The 14,643-nt window shown below is 69.3% G+C and carries 13 protein-coding genes; 10 read left to right on the forward strand and 3 right to left on the reverse strand.

All coding sequences use genetic code 11. The annotated features are described in order from the left end of the window. Positions 1-17: 17 nt before the first annotated feature. The 3 genes from FB381_RS24415 to FB381_RS03365 all read right to left on the reverse strand — a co-directional run bounded on the left by FB381_RS24415 (position 18) and on the right by FB381_RS03365 (position 3,605). Positions 18-1,250, reverse strand: coding sequence for a lytic transglycosylase domain-containing protein (locus FB381_RS24415; RefSeq protein ID WP_211352314.1), 1,233 nt, complete (start codon positions 1,248-1,250; stop codon positions 18-20). Between the two features lie 112 nt (positions 1,251-1,362). Beyond that, a complete protein-coding gene (locus FB381_RS03360; RefSeq protein WP_141778975.1) occupies positions 1,363-2,379 on the reverse strand; it encodes an HAD family hydrolase in 1,017 nt (338 codons plus the stop codon). Continuing rightward, the gene (locus tag FB381_RS03365; RefSeq protein WP_141778976.1) at positions 2,376-3,605 is read right to left on the reverse strand and encodes a PucR family transcriptional regulator; all 1,230 of its coding nucleotides are present in this window, start codon (positions 3,603-3,605) and stop codon (positions 2,376-2,378) included. Before FB381_RS03365 ends, FB381_RS03360 begins: the two co-directional genes overlap by 4 nt. A 289-nt stretch (positions 3,606-3,894) precedes the next feature. Here FB381_RS03365 and FB381_RS24555 point away from each other — a divergent pair, with 289 nt between their 5' ends. The 10 genes from FB381_RS24555 to FB381_RS03415 are packed head-to-tail and all read left to right on the forward strand — an operon-like array spanning position 3,895 to position 14,531. Next, positions 3,895-5,661, forward strand: coding sequence for an ABC transporter permease (locus FB381_RS24555; protein ID WP_141778977.1), 1,767 nt, complete (start codon positions 3,895-3,897; stop codon positions 5,659-5,661). A gap of 1 nt (position 5,662) precedes the next feature. Beyond that, the gene (locus tag FB381_RS03375; protein ID WP_141778978.1) at positions 5,663-6,532 is read left to right on the forward strand and encodes an MlaE family ABC transporter permease; all 870 of its coding nucleotides are present in this window, start codon (positions 5,663-5,665) and stop codon (positions 6,530-6,532) included. Further along, entirely contained in the window at positions 6,529-7,797 is a 1,269-nt protein-coding gene (locus FB381_RS03380) for an MCE family protein (RefSeq protein ID WP_141778979.1), read from the forward strand. The genes FB381_RS03375 and FB381_RS03380 overlap by 4 nt, the downstream gene beginning before the upstream one ends. Further along, positions 7,794-8,825 carry an MCE family protein gene (locus tag FB381_RS03385; RefSeq protein WP_141778980.1) on the forward strand — a complete coding sequence of 344 codons (1,032 nt, stop codon included), beginning with the start codon at positions 7,794-7,796 and terminating at the stop codon, positions 8,823-8,825. Before FB381_RS03380 ends, FB381_RS03385 begins: the two co-directional genes overlap by 4 nt. Further along, on the forward strand, positions 8,825-9,838 hold the full coding sequence (locus FB381_RS03390) for an MCE family protein (protein WP_141778981.1): 1,014 nt from the start codon (positions 8,825-8,827) through the stop codon (positions 9,836-9,838). The genes FB381_RS03385 and FB381_RS03390 overlap by 1 nt, the downstream gene beginning before the upstream one ends. After that, entirely contained in the window at positions 9,835-10,872 is a 1,038-nt protein-coding gene (locus tag FB381_RS03395; RefSeq protein WP_141778982.1) for an MCE family protein, read from the forward strand. Before FB381_RS03390 ends, FB381_RS03395 begins: the two co-directional genes overlap by 4 nt. Beyond that, positions 10,872-12,245, forward strand: a complete 1,374-nt coding sequence (locus FB381_RS03400) for an MCE family protein (protein WP_141778983.1) — start codon at positions 10,872-10,874, stop codon at positions 12,243-12,245. Before FB381_RS03395 ends, FB381_RS03400 begins: the two co-directional genes overlap by 1 nt. After that, positions 12,245-13,387, forward strand: a complete 1,143-nt coding sequence (locus tag FB381_RS03405) for an MlaD family protein (protein WP_141778984.1) — start codon at positions 12,245-12,247, stop codon at positions 13,385-13,387. Before FB381_RS03400 ends, FB381_RS03405 begins: the two co-directional genes overlap by 1 nt. Continuing rightward, positions 13,387-14,031, forward strand: a complete 645-nt coding sequence (locus FB381_RS03410; RefSeq protein ID WP_141778985.1) for a hypothetical protein — start codon at positions 13,387-13,389, stop codon at positions 14,029-14,031. Before FB381_RS03405 ends, FB381_RS03410 begins: the two co-directional genes overlap by 1 nt. Beyond that, positions 14,028-14,531 (forward strand): hypothetical protein, encoded by a 504-nt coding sequence (locus FB381_RS03415; protein ID WP_141778986.1) that lies wholly within the window; start codon positions 14,028-14,030, stop codon positions 14,529-14,531. Before FB381_RS03410 ends, FB381_RS03415 begins: the two co-directional genes overlap by 4 nt. Positions 14,532-14,643: the final 112 nt, after the last annotated feature.

The raw sequence follows: 14,643 nt of genomic DNA on the forward strand, positions 1-14,643 counted from the left end.
GCTCCGGATTGGTGGCGCTACGCCGTGCCGTCCGACGGTATGGCGGAAGCGGTCTCGCTGGGCTCGTCTGTCGGAGTCGGGGTGGGTTCCTCCGTCGGCGTCGTCGGGTCCGGGTCCTCGGTCGGGTCGGGCTGCTCCGAGGGTCCGGGATCTTCGGTGGGATCCTCGGTCGGATCAGGGTTCTCCGACGGGTCCTGGGTCGGGTCAGGGTTCTCCGAAGGGTCCTCGGAGCCACCGTCGCCGGGCTCCGGGTCGGACGGGTCGGGCGACGAGGGTGTGGTGGACCCGCCGCCGGGCTTGGTCGAACCCTCCCCGCCCGGCGTGCTGCTCGCTCCGCCCGGCCGAGCCGGGACCGACCCTCCGGCGGCAGAGCGTCGAGGCGGCTGCGCACCAGGGGTGGCTGCGCTGAGCGGCTCGAGATCGTCGGGCGTCTCAGGGATCTGCTCGGCGGGCAGGACGACACCGGTGGGCACCTCGAACTGGCCGAGCCGGTAGCCGTCGGCGATCTTCAAGACGGTGGCGACGTACGCATCGCTGTGGTTGTAGCGCAGCACTGCTTCACGTCTGCCGGCATCGGTGGAGAGGTCGGCGGAGCCGGAGCAGAGGTAGACGGCGGCGGCGAGCGCGGCGTCGTCGACGTCCTGCGGGTCGCGGCGTCCGTCGGAGTCGGCGTCGACGCCGACCTCCGACCAGGTCGAGGGGATGAACTGCATCGGCCCGACCGCGCGGTCGTAGGTGGTGTCGCGGTCGTAGGTGCCGCCGTCGGTGTCGGTGATGCGGGTCGTGCCGGCCGCGCCGGTGAGGGGGACCCCGTAGATGCCCGGCGTGGCGACGCCTGCGGCGGAGAGCTGGTTGCCGCCGGCCCGCCCGTGGTCGGACTCGACGCGTCCGATGGCGGCGACCAGCGACCAGTCGAGCCCGCAGCCCTTGTCGGCGTCGGCGAGCACGGAGGCCGAGCGCTGATAGGCGGCGAGAGCGGGCTCGGGGATGAGCCCCGCGGCTGCCTCGGCGGCGAACCCGGCCGGCCTGGCGGCGAGCGTCGGCACCACCTTCGCGGCCGGCTTGATCGCCGACACGCTCACCGGCGGCAGCAGCTCCTGCCGTGGCACCTCGACGACGGGCACCCGATCCACGTCGGCCGACGCGGCCGGAGACGGGGAGTCCTGGATCGCGTGGATCGTCCAGGCAGCGGTCGCGGCGGCGACGGGCAGCGCCGCCACCTTGATCACAAGACCGGCTCGTGGGGTCATCCTCGGTCACATCCTCGGGTGGGTCACAGGTCGTCGCCTTAGATCCAGCCATGGATGTGAGCCGCGCCACAACGTAATCAGTGAAGTGGGAGCCGATTCGGGGGCGTACTTGTCACGTACGTGACAAGTTTTGGCTCCGAACCACCACGATCGCCCCGACGACGGCGGCCGTCACCAGGGCTGCGACCGCGCAGACCGCCGCGATCAGGACCGAGCCGAGACCGAGCAGCACCAGCGCCAGACCGACCACCGCCGGCACCAGTGCGAGCACCCGCGCGAGGCGTGATCCGGCGACCACCCCGCGTGCCGTCGAGAGCAGCGTGGCGATGCGGCCGGCGTCGAGATCCTGGAGGCGTACGCCGCCACCCCCGCCCACGCCCAGGTCGGCCACCGCCTGTGCCTCGGCGTCCTCGGCGCGGGAAGTCGCGAAGGCCACCACCTGCCCCTGCTCCTGCAGCTCGGCGACGAGCCGGGCGCGCTTCTCGGGAGCGATCTCGGGGTGGCAGCGCTCGATGCCGCACGACTGCGCCAGATGCTCGGTGTTGCGGGCGGTGTCGTCGGAGACCAGCACCGGCGTCACCCCGAGAGCGGTGAGCCGGGAGACCGACGCCGTCGCGTCCTTGCGGATGTCGTCGCCGACCACCAGATAGCCCAGCGGCCGTTCGTCGAGCTCGACGCCGACGACCACACCGAGGTCGTTGCGCTCGGCCATGCCGACCCAGCCCGGCCGCCCGACACGCACCGGGTGGCGGTCGACCGAGCCGCGCACACCGCACCCGGGCACCTGCTCGAAGGCGGTCACCTTGCCCCGCGGCGAGATCCGCGCGATCGCCCGCGCCAGCCGGCCCTCGGCCTCGTGCTCCAGCGCGCCGGCGAACCAGCGCAGGTTGCGGAGATGATCGGGCTCGAGCGGGTCGACCGTGGTCACCCTCAGCTTGCCGGTGGTCACCGTGCCCCACCGGTCGAGCACCACGGTGCCGACCTTCGCGGCCGTCGCCCAGGCGGGCGCCGGCACCGACTCGATCCCGTGGCCACGCCCCACCCAGCCTGCGACGATGCGCGGAAACCACGACCCCAGCACGTAGGCCATCGCCGCCCCGGCTCCGAGCACGACCAGCGCCGCGGTCATGGCTGGATCGCCCCGGTCTGCTGCTGATAGCGGTCGAAGTCGCTCTGGTCGCCGGCCACCCACAACGGCACGCTCGCCTTGAGCAGCAGCAGGAGCTGGGTGACGAACTCGGGGTCGCGCAACGACTCCCCGAAGAGCTCGTTGATCCGCTTCCACCGGTAGCGGATGGTCTGCGGGTGCACGCCGAGGACGGCCGCGATCGCCGGTGCGCTCTCCCGGGTCTCGAGCCAGACCAGCAGGGTCTCGGTGAGGATCTCGCGGGAGTTGGCGGATTCGGCAAGGAGCGGCTCGAGCAGCTCCTGGGCGAGCTGGCGGCGCATGATCGGCTCCGCGTGGAGCCAGATCTCGGTGCGGTGGGCGAGGCAGTTGATGACCGGCTTGGCGGGGATCACCTTGGCGTTGACCAGCCCCAGGGCGCGGTTGGCCCAGCGCCATGCGGCCGGGACGTCCTCGGGCGGCACCGGCCAGCAGACCGCGATCCGCGCCTTCGGCGCCGCGGCCCGCAGCTGCTTGGTCACGGCAGTGGTGTCGTGGGGAGGGCAGATCACGACCTGGGTGGGCTCTCGCCGGCGGGTGAGGGCGGTCGCCGGCAGCGCGTCGTGGGGGATCCGGCTCCCGTCGGTCAGCTCGACCGCCATCACGGTCACCTTCTCGGGCAGCTCCCAGCTGCCGAGGGTCGCCTGCATCTCGATGTCGTCGTAGGAGGCACCCGAGAGCATGCGGTCGATCAGCCGGGCCCGGGCGACGTCGTTGTCCTGGTCGCGCGCTTCGGTGCCGGCCTCGAAACCGGTCCTGACCTGGGACGATAGATGCTCGACGTACGACTTCATCATCTCGTTGAGCGCATTCAGGGCCGCGGCGGAGACCTCGTTCTCCACCGCCCGGCGACGCACCTCGTCCCAGAGCTCCGTGGTGGCCATGTCGATGCCCGCGTCGACGAGCGCCCGCTCCTCGCCGAGCACCGCGACCCGGAAGCCGACCTTGCGGAAGTGGTCGTCGATGGCGATGTAGGGCGCCGATCGGCCCAGGCCGAGGTCGATGAAGTGAGAGATGGCGCCGTGCACGGCGGTGTAGATGAGATCGGCGAAGCCCTCGGTCTCGGCGGGCAGGTCCTCCCGCAGGTGACGGGTGACCTCACGAGCGATCGGCCGCACCTCGCTCTCGAGACTCTTCAGGATCCACACAGCCGACCCGGGCAGTCCTGGGGACTGCTGGGTCTGTGTCATCTCGTGCTCCGTCGCACGCAAGTACTCCTTCGTCCAGCATGCCCGAGAAGGTATCGACCACCTTGGCATGACTCCGCCGCTCCTGCGCCCGAAATTCGGTACGCCCGCACCCCTCACGCATCCACGCGAGGCCTCTCTCGGCAGCGATCTGGCGCCTGTTTTGTCATGCGCATGACAAAACAGGCCCCTATTTTGCTGCTCGATCCGATTAGGGCTCCCCTGTGATGTGAGCCACACGTACTGTCCGGGACGACGACGAACTCACATCGGCAGATCAGGGAGGCCCGCGATGGGCGGCACCGTGGAGGTCACAGGGCTCACCAAGAGCTTCGGGTCCCAGAACATCTGGAGCGACGTGACTCTCACGCTGCCTCAGGGCGAGATCACCGCGCTGCTGGGGCCTTCGGGCACCGGCAAGTCGGTGTTCCTCAAGTCGATGATGGGGCTGCTGCGGCCCGAGGAGGGCAGCTGTCTCGTCGACGGCGTCGATATGGTCAAGGCGCGCGAGTCGCATCGGCAGGAGCTGCGCAAGCGGTTCGGTGTGCTCTTCCAGGACGGTGCGCTGTTCGGGTCGATGAGCGTCTTCGACAACGTCGCCTTCCCGCTGCGTGCGCACACCAAGAAGCGCGAGTCCGAGATCAAGCAGATCACCAACGACAAGCTTGACCTCGTCGGTCTGATGGGCCAGGAGCACAAGCTGCCCGGCGAGATCTCCGGTGGCATGCGCAAGCGCGCCGGCCTGGCCCGCTCGCTGGTCACCGAGCCGTCGATCATCCTGTGCGACGAGCCCGACTCGGGCCTCGACCCGGTGCGTACGGCCAACCTCGCCCAGCTGCTGGTCGACGTCAACGCGGCCACCGACGCCACCATGCTGGTGGTCACCCACAACATCGAGCTGGCGCGTACGCTCCCCGACAACCTCGGCATGCTCTACCGGCGTCGCCTGGTGATGTTCGGCCCGCGTGAGGAGTTCCTGCTCACCGACCACCCCGTCGTCTCGCAGTTCATGAGCGGTGACCCGATCGGCCCGATCGGGATGAGCGAAGAGACCGACCACGGCGTCAACGACGACTACGTCGAGGGCGCGGCCTACTACCCCTCCGGGGGAGTGGCGATCCGCGCCGGCGCCCGCGCCATCGAGGTGCTGCCGCGTCAGCTCAGCCCGGCCGGCGGCACCCCGCGCGAGGGCGCGGTGCGTCACGGCGACCGGGTCGCGAGCGGCGCCGCGGCGCTCTACACAGCCGATGACGACGAGGTTGACCGAGTCCCGCCACGACCACGTGTGAAGGACCCGGTCAGCCGGAGCCTCGACCAGGTCGGCGCGCTCTTCGCGCTCGGCCTCGACACGTTCCGGGCGGCCTTCCGCCGTCCGTTCGCGGCCCGCGAGCTGCTCGACCAGTTCTGGTTCGTCACCTCCGTGTCGTGGATCCCGGCGATGTTGGTCGCGATCCCGTTCGGAGCGGTGATCGCGCTCCAGCTCGGCACGCTGACCGTGCAGATCGGGGCCCAGTCGTTCACCGGTGCCGCTTCCGTGCTCGCCGTCGTCCAGCAGGCCGCTCCGATCGTGACCTCGCTGGTCATCGCGGGGGCGGGCGGGGCCGCGATCTGTGCGGATCTGGGGTCTCGGACGATCCGCGACGAGATCGACGCGATGAAGGTGATCGCCGTCGACCCGATCCAGGCGCTGGTGGTGCCACGCGTGCTCGCCTGTGTGTTCGCGGCCGTGCTGCTCAACGGCCTGGTCAGCGTCGTCGGCGTGCTCGGCGGCTACTTCTTCAACGTCGTCATCCAAGGCGGTACGCCGGGGGCCTATCTCTCCTCCTTCACCGCCCTCGCCCAGCTCTCCGACCTGTGGGTGGGCGAGCTCAAGGCCGTGCTCTTCGGCCTCATCGCCGGCCTGGTCGCCTCCTTCCGCGGCCTCAACACCAAGCCCGGGCCCAAGGGCGTGGGGGAGGCGGTCAACCAGTCGGTCGTCGTCACCTTCCTGCTGCTCTTCTTCGTCAACTTCGTGATCACGACGCTCTACCTCGAGCTCGTTCCAGGGAAGGGAGCCTGAGATGGCTGTCGCCACCAAAGGCGCGACCTCGGCCGGGGCGCCGGCCGCGCGCCGCCGGCCCCGGTGGGACCGGGCGCTCGACGGCCTGGTGCAGTCGGGGAAGGACATCCGCTTCTACGGCAAGGTGCTGGTGGCGATCCCGTCGGCGATCCGCCACTACCCGCGCGAGATCCTGCGGATCCTCTCCGAGGTCTCCTTCGGCACCGGCGCGCTGGCGATCATCGGCGGCACCATCGGCGTCATGACGGGGATGAGCATCTTCGTCGGCACCGTCGTCGGTATGCAGGGCTACGCGGCCCTCGACCAGATCGGCACCTCGACGCTCAACGGCTTCATCTCCGCCTACTTCAACACCCGTGAGATCGCGCCGCTGGTGGCGGCCCTGGCGATGTCGGCGACCGTCGGGGCGGGCTTCACCGCCCAGCTCGGCGCGATGCGGATCAACGAGGAGATCGACGCGGTCAAGGTGATGGGCCTGGAGACGATCACCTACCTGGTCTCCACCCGGGTGGTCGCGGGCTTCATCGCGATCATCCCGCTCTACATCGTCGGGCTGCTGACGTCGTACGCCGGCTCCCGGGTCATGACGGTCTACTTCCACGGGCAGTCGGCGGGCACCTACGACCACTACTTCCAGCTCTTCCTGCCACCCGTCGACATCCTGCTCTCGTTCGGCAAGGTGCTGATCTTCTCGATCCTGATCATCTTGATCCACTGCCGGCTGGGCTTCTTCGCCAGCGGCGGGCCCTCGGGCGTCGGCATCGCGGTCGGCCGGTCGGTGCGACGCACCATCGTCGTCGTCGCGGTGCTCGACCTGGCGCTCTCGATGGCGATGTGGGGCGCGACGACCACAGTGAGGATCGCGGGATGAGCCTGGGAAGAGTCCGTGACGCGTTCCTCGGCCTGTGCTACCTGGCCGTGGTCGCCGGTGTGGCGCTCGGCGCCTGGCTGGCCTACGACCAGACCTTCGTCGACCGCTCCGAGGTGCAGCTGACCACCGGCACCCTCGGCAGCGCGCTCCAGGAGGGCTCCGACGTCAAGCTGCGTGGCGTGCCGGTCGGCACCGTCCGCACCGTCGCGGCCCGTGAGGGCGGCGCCGAGCTGACGCTGGCGCTGGAGCCCGACGTACTTCCTGATCTGACCCGGGCCACCACGGCGCGGCTGCTGCCGAAGACCCTCTTCGGCGAGCGCTACGTCGCGCTGCAGCCGGCGGCCGGGCCCGAGCTGGAGGCCGGAGACACGATCAAGCAGGACAGCTCCGACGAGGCCGTCGAGCTGGAGCAGGTGCTCGACGAGCTGCTGCCGGTGCTCAAGGCTCTCCAGCCGCACAAGCTCAACGCGACGCTGAGCGAGCTGGCCACGATGCTGCGCGGCAACGGTGGCGACATCGGTGAGGTGTTCGCCGACTGGGCCGACTACCTGCACAAGCTCAACCCGCTGGTGCCGGAGCTGACCGACGACCTGGCCTCGCTGGGGCGGGTCGCGGGTCACCTCGAGGAGGCTGCTCCCGACCTGCTCGAAGCGCTCGACACGATGACCGTGACCGCGAAGACCCTGGTCGACCAGCAGGAGCAGCTCTCCGACACGTTCCGCTCGGTGACCACGACCGCGCAGGACTCCGACAGGTGGCTCGAGCGCAACCGCGAGACGATCGTGGTGCTCTCCGACTCCGGGCGCGACGCGCTCCGCGCAGTGAGCCCGTACGCCACCTCGTTCCCGTGCCTGTTCAGCGCCCTGCGCGACTACGTCCCCGAGATGGCGCGCAACCTCGGCAAGGGCACCGACAAGCACGGCATCCACGCCGTGGTCAGCGTCTCCGGGATCCGCCAGCCCTATCCCCAGGGCTACGTGCCGAAGCTGCGCAAGGGCAAGGCCCGGTGTCCCTACGTCACCGGCCAGACCGGCAGCCGGCCCACCATGACCGGTGTCGCCGAGCAGATCGGTGCCCCGCCGAGCGACCGCGTGCGCAACTTCGGTGCCACCACCGGCCTGGGTGATCAGAACTCCGAGAGCGAGAACCAGCTGATCGCCGAGGTGATGGCACCGACAGCGGGCATGGCGCCCGAGGAATATCCGACCTGGTCGAGCCTGCTGCTCGGCCCGGCACTGAGAGGCACCAAGGTGATCGTGCGATGAGGACGAACGGAGGAGGATCGGTCGCGGTGACGCTGACCAAGTCGATCGTCTTCGCGGTCGTGACCGTGCTGGCGACGATGGCGCTGGCGACGACGATCACCAACAGCACGAGCTCGTCGGGGCGCACCTTCACGGCGCTGTTCACCGACGCGACGAGCCTCAACAAGGGCGACGACGTACGCATGGCCGGGGTCAAGATCGGCACCGTCGAGAAGGTGGGGCTGCGGGAGAACGACACCGCCGAGGTGACCTTCACCGCGGCGGAGTCGGCCCCGATGGTCGAGGGCACCCGGGCAGAGCTGCGTTTCCGCAACCTGATCGGCCAGCGCTACATCGCGCTCGAGCCCGGCGCGACCGGCGCGGCGGCGCTCGAGGACGGATACACGTTCACCCTGGACGAGACCCGGCCGGCGCTCGACCTGACGATGCTGTTCAACGGGTTCCAGCCGCTGTTCAAGTTCCTCGACCCCGACGACGTCAACAACCTGAGCGCCCAGATCATCGCGGTCTTCCAGGGCGAGGGCACCACCGTCGAGTCGCTGCTGTCGTCGACGGCGTCGCTGACCTCGACGATCGCCGACCGTGACCAGGTGATCGGCGAGCTGATCACCAACCTCAACTCCGTGCTCGACGTGGTCAGCCAGCGCACCGGACAGCTCGACACCACCCTGGTGACGCTGCAGCGGCTGGTCTCCGGGCTGGCGGAGGACCGCAAGACGATCGGCTCGACGATCGAGGGCGTCGGCAACCTGACCGAGAGCGTCGCCGGGCTGCTGAGCGAGGGCCGGGCGCCGCTGCGCAAGTCGATCGACTCGCTCGGCGACGTCTCGGAGAACCTGGCCGAGAACGACAAGGTGATCGACCGCTTCCTGACCACGATGCCGCAGAAGACCGACGAGCTCGGTCGACTGGCCACCTACGGCGGCTGGCTCAACTTCTACATCTGCTCCATCGACGGGCGGATCCCCAGACCCGAGGGCTACTACGGCGACCTCGGTGTCGAATCACCTGCAGGGAGGTGCCGCTGATGGCTCGCTATCCGAAGACGTTCGCCGAGCGCAACAAGGTCGTGCTGGCTCTGGTCGGGATCGCGGCGATGTCGCTGACCTTCTTCGCCACCTTCCATGCCGACGACCTCCCGATCGTCGGTGGTGGCCGCACCTATCAGGCCTACTTCGCCGAGGCCGGCGGCATCCGTGCCGGCGACGAGGCGCGGGTGGCCGGGGTCAAGGTCGGTGAGGTGACCGGCATCGAGCTCTCGAAGGACAAGGTGCTGGTCAGCTTCCGTGCCAAGGATGTCTCGCTGGGTGGCCAGACCACCGCCTCGATCAAGGTGAAGACGCTGCTCGGGCGCAAGTTCCTCGCCCTCGACCCGGGCGGCTCCGGGCGGCTCAGCGACCCGATCCCGCTCTCGCGCACCACGACGCCCTACGACGTCAACGCCGCCTTCTCCGACCTCTCCACGACCGTCGACGAGATCGACATGGACCAGGTCGAGGAGTCGATGGACGCCCTGTCCACGACCTTCAAGGACACCCCCGAAGACGTACGCGGCATGGTCTCCGGGCTCACCCGGCTCTCCCGCACGGTCTCCTCGCGCGACCAGGAGCTGGCCGAGCTGATGCGCACCACCTCCAAGGTCACCGGCACCCTCGCCGACCGCAACGACGAGATCGGGCTGCTGATCGAGGACGGCGACAAGCTGCTCGACGAGCTGGCCGCCCGCCGCGAGTCGATCCACCAGATGCTCACCCACACCGACGACCTCGCCAAGCAGGTCAAGGGCCTGATCGCCGACAACCAGAAGCGCCTCCGGCCCGCGCTCGAGAAGCTCGACCAGGTCGCCAAGGTGCTGCAGCGCAACCAGGACCACCTCGACAAGGCGCTCTCCCAGATCGGCGCCTACTACCGGGTGATCGGCGCCTCGATGAGCAACGGACCCTGGATCGACGTCTACGGCTGCGGCCTCTTCGACAAGGACCAGGCACCCGTGCTCGACAACGACGTCAATCGTGACTGCCGGCCAGGAGCGAAGAAATGAACTTCAGACGTGTGCTCTCAGGTGTCCTCGTGATCGCAGCCGTCGGCGCGATCGGGTGGGGCGCGGCGTACGGGATCGAGGAGGGGCGCAAGGGCGCGAAGTTCTCCGCGCTCTTCGAGGCCTCGGTGGGTCTCTATCCCGGGTCCGACGTGCAGATCCTCGGCGTGCCGGTGGGCAAGGTGACCGAGGTGAAGCCGGACGGCGAGCACGTGAAGGTCACGATGGAGCTCGACCCCGGCCAGGCCGCCGCTGCCGACACCGAGGCCGTGATCGTCGCGCCGATGCTGGTCTCCGACCGCTTCGTGCAGCTCACCGAGCCCCACGTCGACGGGCCGAAGCTGCGCGACGGCACCGTGATCGAGGAGACCGCTGTGCCGGTCGAGATCGACGACCTCTACGCCTCGCTGACCGATGCCGGCGAGAAGCTCGGCCCCGAGGGCGCCAACCAGAACGGGGCGCTCTCCCGGCTGCTGAAGGTGCTCGCGGCCAACCTCGACGGGCAGGGAGCCGACATCAACCAGGTCATCGGTGAGACCGCCGACGCATCGGCGACCCTGGCCAACGTCGACCAGGACTTCTTCGCGACCGTCGAGCACCTCAACACCTTCAACAACACGCTCCTCGCGCACGACGACGGTGTACGCGACGCCAACCGCCAGTTCGCCCAGGTCACGCAGTATCTGGCCGAGGATCGTGACGACCTGGCCTCGGCGGTGACCAACCTCGGCGAGGCGCTCGGGATGCTCGAGGGCTTCATCGAGGACAACCGCGGCCAGATGCGCTCGAGCGTCGAGAACCTGCAGGGCCCGACCCAGGTGCTCGCCGACCAGAACGAGTCGCTCGAGGAGGCGGTGGCGACGATCCCGCAGCTGCTGCAGAAGTACGTCAACGCCTACGACCCGAGCACCAACACCCTCGTCGGCCGTACGAACCTCAACGAGATCAGCCCGGTCTGGTCCCGCGACGGGCTCAGCGCGAAGACGTCCGAGGAGGCACCGCCGGTGCTCCTCCCGGGTGTGGGAGAGGAGCAGTGATGGCCGGCACTCGCGCTCGCGCGCTCGCAGCGGTCCTGGGGGCCGCGGCGCTGACCCTGTCGGGCTGCGGGCTCGGCTCGATCGGCGGAGGTGTCTACGAGGCGCCGCTGCCCGGTGGGGCCGATGTGGGCGACGACCCGATCACGATGAGCGCCGAGTTCGCCGACGTGCTCGACCTGGTGCCCCAGTCGAGCGTCAAGGTCGACAACGTCTCGGTGGGGCGGGTCTCCAAGATCCGGCTCACCGAGAACGGACGCAGCGCCCGGGTCTCGCTCGTGGTGCGTGACGACGTCTCGCTGCCCGCCGGCACCACCGCGCGGCTGCAGCAGACCTCGCTGCTGGGTGAGAAGTACGTCGCCCTGATCCGGCCCACCACCCCGGTCGCGGGCGAGCCCCTGGGCGACGGCTCGGTGCTCGGTCGTGGAGACACCGCCGCCGCGGCGCAGGTCGAGGAGGTGCTCGGGGCGCTGTCGATGGTGCTCAACAGCGGTGGGATCGCGCAGTTCCAGGAGATCTCCCGCGAGCTGCAGAAGGTCTCCGACGGCAAGCCGGAGGAGATCAAGGCCTTCCTGCACGAGATCGACCGGTTCGTCTCCGTGCTCGACTCGCGCTCGGAGTCGATCACCTCCGCGATCGACTCCCTCAACGACCTGGCGGTCACGCTCGACAAGGACAAGTCGAAGATCGCCAACGCGCTCGAAGGGCTCTCGCCGGGCATGCGGGTGCTCGTCGAGCAGCGGCCCCAGCTGGTCGCCATGCTCGAGGCGCTCGACAGGCTCGCCAACGTCACGGTGCGCACCCTGAACGCCGCCCAGGACGACATCGTCGCCGACCTGAAGCTGCTCGACCCGATCCTCGATCAGCTCGCCAAGGCCGGCTCCGACCTGCCGTATGCGCTCGAGATCCTCTTCACCTACCCGTTCCCCGACGAGGTGCTCAATGCGATCCGGGGCGACTACATGAACCTGTTCATGCTCACGAACTTCCGAACTCCCGCCGACTGCGAAGCCAAGGGTTGTGACTGGCTGCAGCCGGCGGTGGCAGGGGGATCCGGCGGCTCGGCCCCCTCCCAGGCCGGGTCGCCGGGTGCGCCGGGGCTGCTGCCCTCGACGTCGTCGTCGGTGCCGGGCTCCTCCTCGCCGTCCATGCCCGGGCCCTCGATCATCCCCACCACGCCCGGCTCCTCGTCGCCCTCGACCTCCGACCCGTCCTCCGGTGATCCCGACCCCGACACGTCGACCTCGCCGAGCGATCCCTCGAGCTCGGGTTCGCCGTCGGAGTCGCCGACCGACCCGACGACCGAACCGGAAGCGCCCTCGACCCAGAACACACCCGACGGTGCCGACGGCGGCGCCGTAGAAGGGAGCCCGTGATGCAGCGACTCACCGGAGGCGTACGCGTCAAGCTCGGGCTCTTCGTCGCCCTGGCGCTCGTGGGCACCAGCTACGTCGGCGCGCGCTACGTCGGTCTGGACCTGCTCGACGACCCCTACCAGGTCGAGGTGTCGCTGCCCGAGGGCGGCGGGCTCTTCGTCAACTCCGAGGTGACCTACCGCGGCGTGCCCGTGGGTGAGGTGACCTCCCTGGAGGCGAAGGCCGACGGCGTACGGGCTCTCCTCGAGATCAAGAGCGACGCACCCGCGATCCCCGCCGACGTCACGGTGAAGGTCGCCAACCGGTCGGCCATCGGCGAGCAGTATCTCGACATGCGCGGTGGTGCCGTCGGTTCCGATCATCTCTCCGACGGCGACCGGCTCTCCGCCGGCGAGGAGGCGCTTCCGTACGAGGCCGCTCGGGTCATCGAGAGCGGTCGCGACCTAGTGGCGTCGGTGCCGCAGGACGCGCTGAAGACGACGATCGACGAGTCCTACCTGCTCTCCCAGGGCGCGGGCTCGGACCTGCGGAGGCTGATCGACACCTCCACCCAGTTCCACCAGGAGGCCGACGAGAGCTTCCTGGTCTCGGCGAGCCTGATCCGCAACTCCGGGCAGGTGCTCGAGACGCAGGAGGAGTCGGCGGCCAGCATCAAGGCGTGGAGCAACGACCTCTCGCTCTTCTCCGACACCCTGGCCGACTCTGACAAGGACCTGCGTGACCTGATCGGCGCGACTCCCGGGGCCACCCAGGAGGTCTCGCGGCTGGTCAAGGAGGTCGGCGGCCCGCTCGGCATCCTGATGAGCAACCTGGTCACGCCGGCCCAGCTCTTCGGCACCAACGCCGCGGCGCTGGAGTCGACCTTCGTGACCGTGCCCGAGGCGGTCAGCATCGGCTGGGCGGTCAACAGCTCGAAGGGGCTTCGGCTGAGCCTGATGCCGTCGTTCTTCAACCCGCTCCCGTGCGTCTCCGGCTACCAGGGCACCGACCTGCGTGCCGGCACCGATGTGAGCAAGGGCAAGCCGTTCAACACCGCGGCCGGCTGCGACACCGTGCCGAAACCGAAGACCGTTAAAGCCAAGACAGCCGAGCCGCGGACGGTTACCGTCCCTGAGACGCTCGCCGGACTGATGGGGGAGTGATGAGAGCAACGAAGTCGCCGGAGGTCGAGCCCATCGAGGCCGAGCCCGCTGGTCGAGAACGAACGGAGCCGCCGGTGGTCGAGGCGAAGTCGCCGACGGTCAAGGTCGTCGAGACCACGAAGGAGCCGAGGTCGACGCGGGAGCGCGTGCTGACCTGGGGCGTCCCGGCCGTCGTGCTGTGCGTGCTGGTCGCCGGGCTCGTGAGCTGGTGGCGCGCGACCGGTCACGACCAGGAGATGGTCGACGACGCCGCCCGCCGCGACCGGGTGCTGATCGTGGCGACCAGTAACATCGAGACGCTCAACTCGCTCGACTACCGCAAGGTCGACGAGGGCCTGAAGAGCTGGGCGGAGGTCACCACCGGCACCCTCCACGACCAGCTCGCCGAGGTCTCCGACGACGAGCGCAAGCTGCTCGCCGACCAGCAGAAGATCTCCTCCGGGTCGGTGATGGACGCGGCAATGACCGACTTCGACGACAACAGCGCGACCGTGATCGCGGCCGTCGAGATCACCGTGAAGGACGGCGCCGACGCCGACGCCGAGCCGACCGTCAAGCGCAACAGATTCTCCGCCGACCTGGTCAAGGTGGGCGATCAGTGGCTCCTCGAGAGCCTCGAGCAGGTAGCGGTGAACATGTCATGACCGGGTCTCTTCGCCGCTGGGCGCCCTACATTCTCGCGTTCGTCCTGGTCCTGGGCCTCGGGGCCTTCTGGCAGGCCCACCGGGCGCGCAACACCGACCACGTCGGCAACCGGGCGGTCGTCGACACCAAAGCCACCTCCGAGGTGCAGTCGGCGGTCTCGACCGGCCTGGCGCAGGTCTTCTCCTACAACTTCTCCGACCCGAAGCCGACCGCGGCCGCCGCCGACGAGTTCCTGGCCGGCGACGCGCGCAAGGACTACGACCTGCTGTTCAAGCAGCTCGAGAAGAAGGCGCCCGGTCAGAAGCTGACCCTCAGCGCCCAGGTGCAGGTCGCCGCGGTCAAGACGCTCGACGCCGACTCCGCCGAGCTGCTCGTCTTCCTCGACCAGGCCACCCAGCGCTCCACGGACAAGGAGTCGTCCATCTCGGCGGCGCAGCTCACCGTGGAGGCCGCGAAGGTCGACGGCACGTGGAAGGTGACCGGGCTCGACCCTCTCTGAGCTTTCTCCGGCCTTGGGGCAATTTGGCAAACTTGAGTGGAACACACTCAACTTTGGATGTGTTGAGATAAGTGCGGGTGACACGCACTCGCGGCATACCCAGGCGTCCCAG

Origin of the sequence: Nocardioides albertanoniae, from assembly GCF_006716315.1 — a bacterium.
Taxonomy (GTDB): Bacteria; Actinomycetota; Actinomycetes; order Propionibacteriales; family Nocardioidaceae; genus Nocardioides; species Nocardioides albertanoniae.

Bases quoted from the DNA above. Each gene is read 5' to 3' on its own strand.
- FB381_RS03415 (WP_141778986.1), top strand. From the start codon at position 14,028: ATGACCGGGTCTCTTCGCCGCTGGGCGCCCTACATTCTCGCGTTCGTC.
- FB381_RS24555 (WP_141778977.1), top strand. From the start codon at position 3,895: ATGGGCGGCACCGTGGAGGTCACAGGGCTCACCAAGAGCTTCGGGTCC.
- FB381_RS03380 (WP_141778979.1), top strand. From the start codon at position 6,529: ATGAGCCTGGGAAGAGTCCGTGACGCGTTCCTCGGCCTGTGCTACCTG.
- FB381_RS03405 (WP_141778984.1), top strand. From the start codon at position 12,245: ATGCAGCGACTCACCGGAGGCGTACGCGTCAAGCTCGGGCTCTTCGTC.
- FB381_RS03410 (WP_141778985.1), top strand. From the start codon at position 13,387: ATGAGAGCAACGAAGTCGCCGGAGGTCGAGCCCATCGAGGCCGAGCCC.
- FB381_RS03385 (WP_141778980.1), top strand. From the start codon at position 7,794: ATGAGGACGAACGGAGGAGGATCGGTCGCGGTGACGCTGACCAAGTCG.
- FB381_RS03375 (WP_141778978.1), top strand. From the start codon at position 5,663: ATGGCTGTCGCCACCAAAGGCGCGACCTCGGCCGGGGCGCCGGCCGCG.
- FB381_RS03400 (WP_141778983.1), top strand. From the start codon at position 10,872: ATGGCCGGCACTCGCGCTCGCGCGCTCGCAGCGGTCCTGGGGGCCGCG.
- FB381_RS24415 (WP_211352314.1), bottom strand. From the start codon at position 1,250: ATGACCCCACGAGCCGGTCTTGTGATCAAGGTGGCGGCGCTGCCCGTC.
- FB381_RS03360 (WP_141778975.1), bottom strand. From the start codon at position 2,379: ATGACCGCGGCGCTGGTCGTGCTCGGAGCCGGGGCGGCGATGGCCTAC.
- FB381_RS03365 (WP_141778976.1), bottom strand. From the start codon at position 3,605: ATGACACAGACCCAGCAGTCCCCAGGACTGCCCGGGTCGGCTGTGTGG.
- FB381_RS03395 (WP_141778982.1), top strand. From the start codon at position 9,835: ATGAACTTCAGACGTGTGCTCTCAGGTGTCCTCGTGATCGCAGCCGTC.
- FB381_RS03390 (WP_141778981.1), top strand. From the start codon at position 8,825: ATGGCTCGCTATCCGAAGACGTTCGCCGAGCGCAACAAGGTCGTGCTG.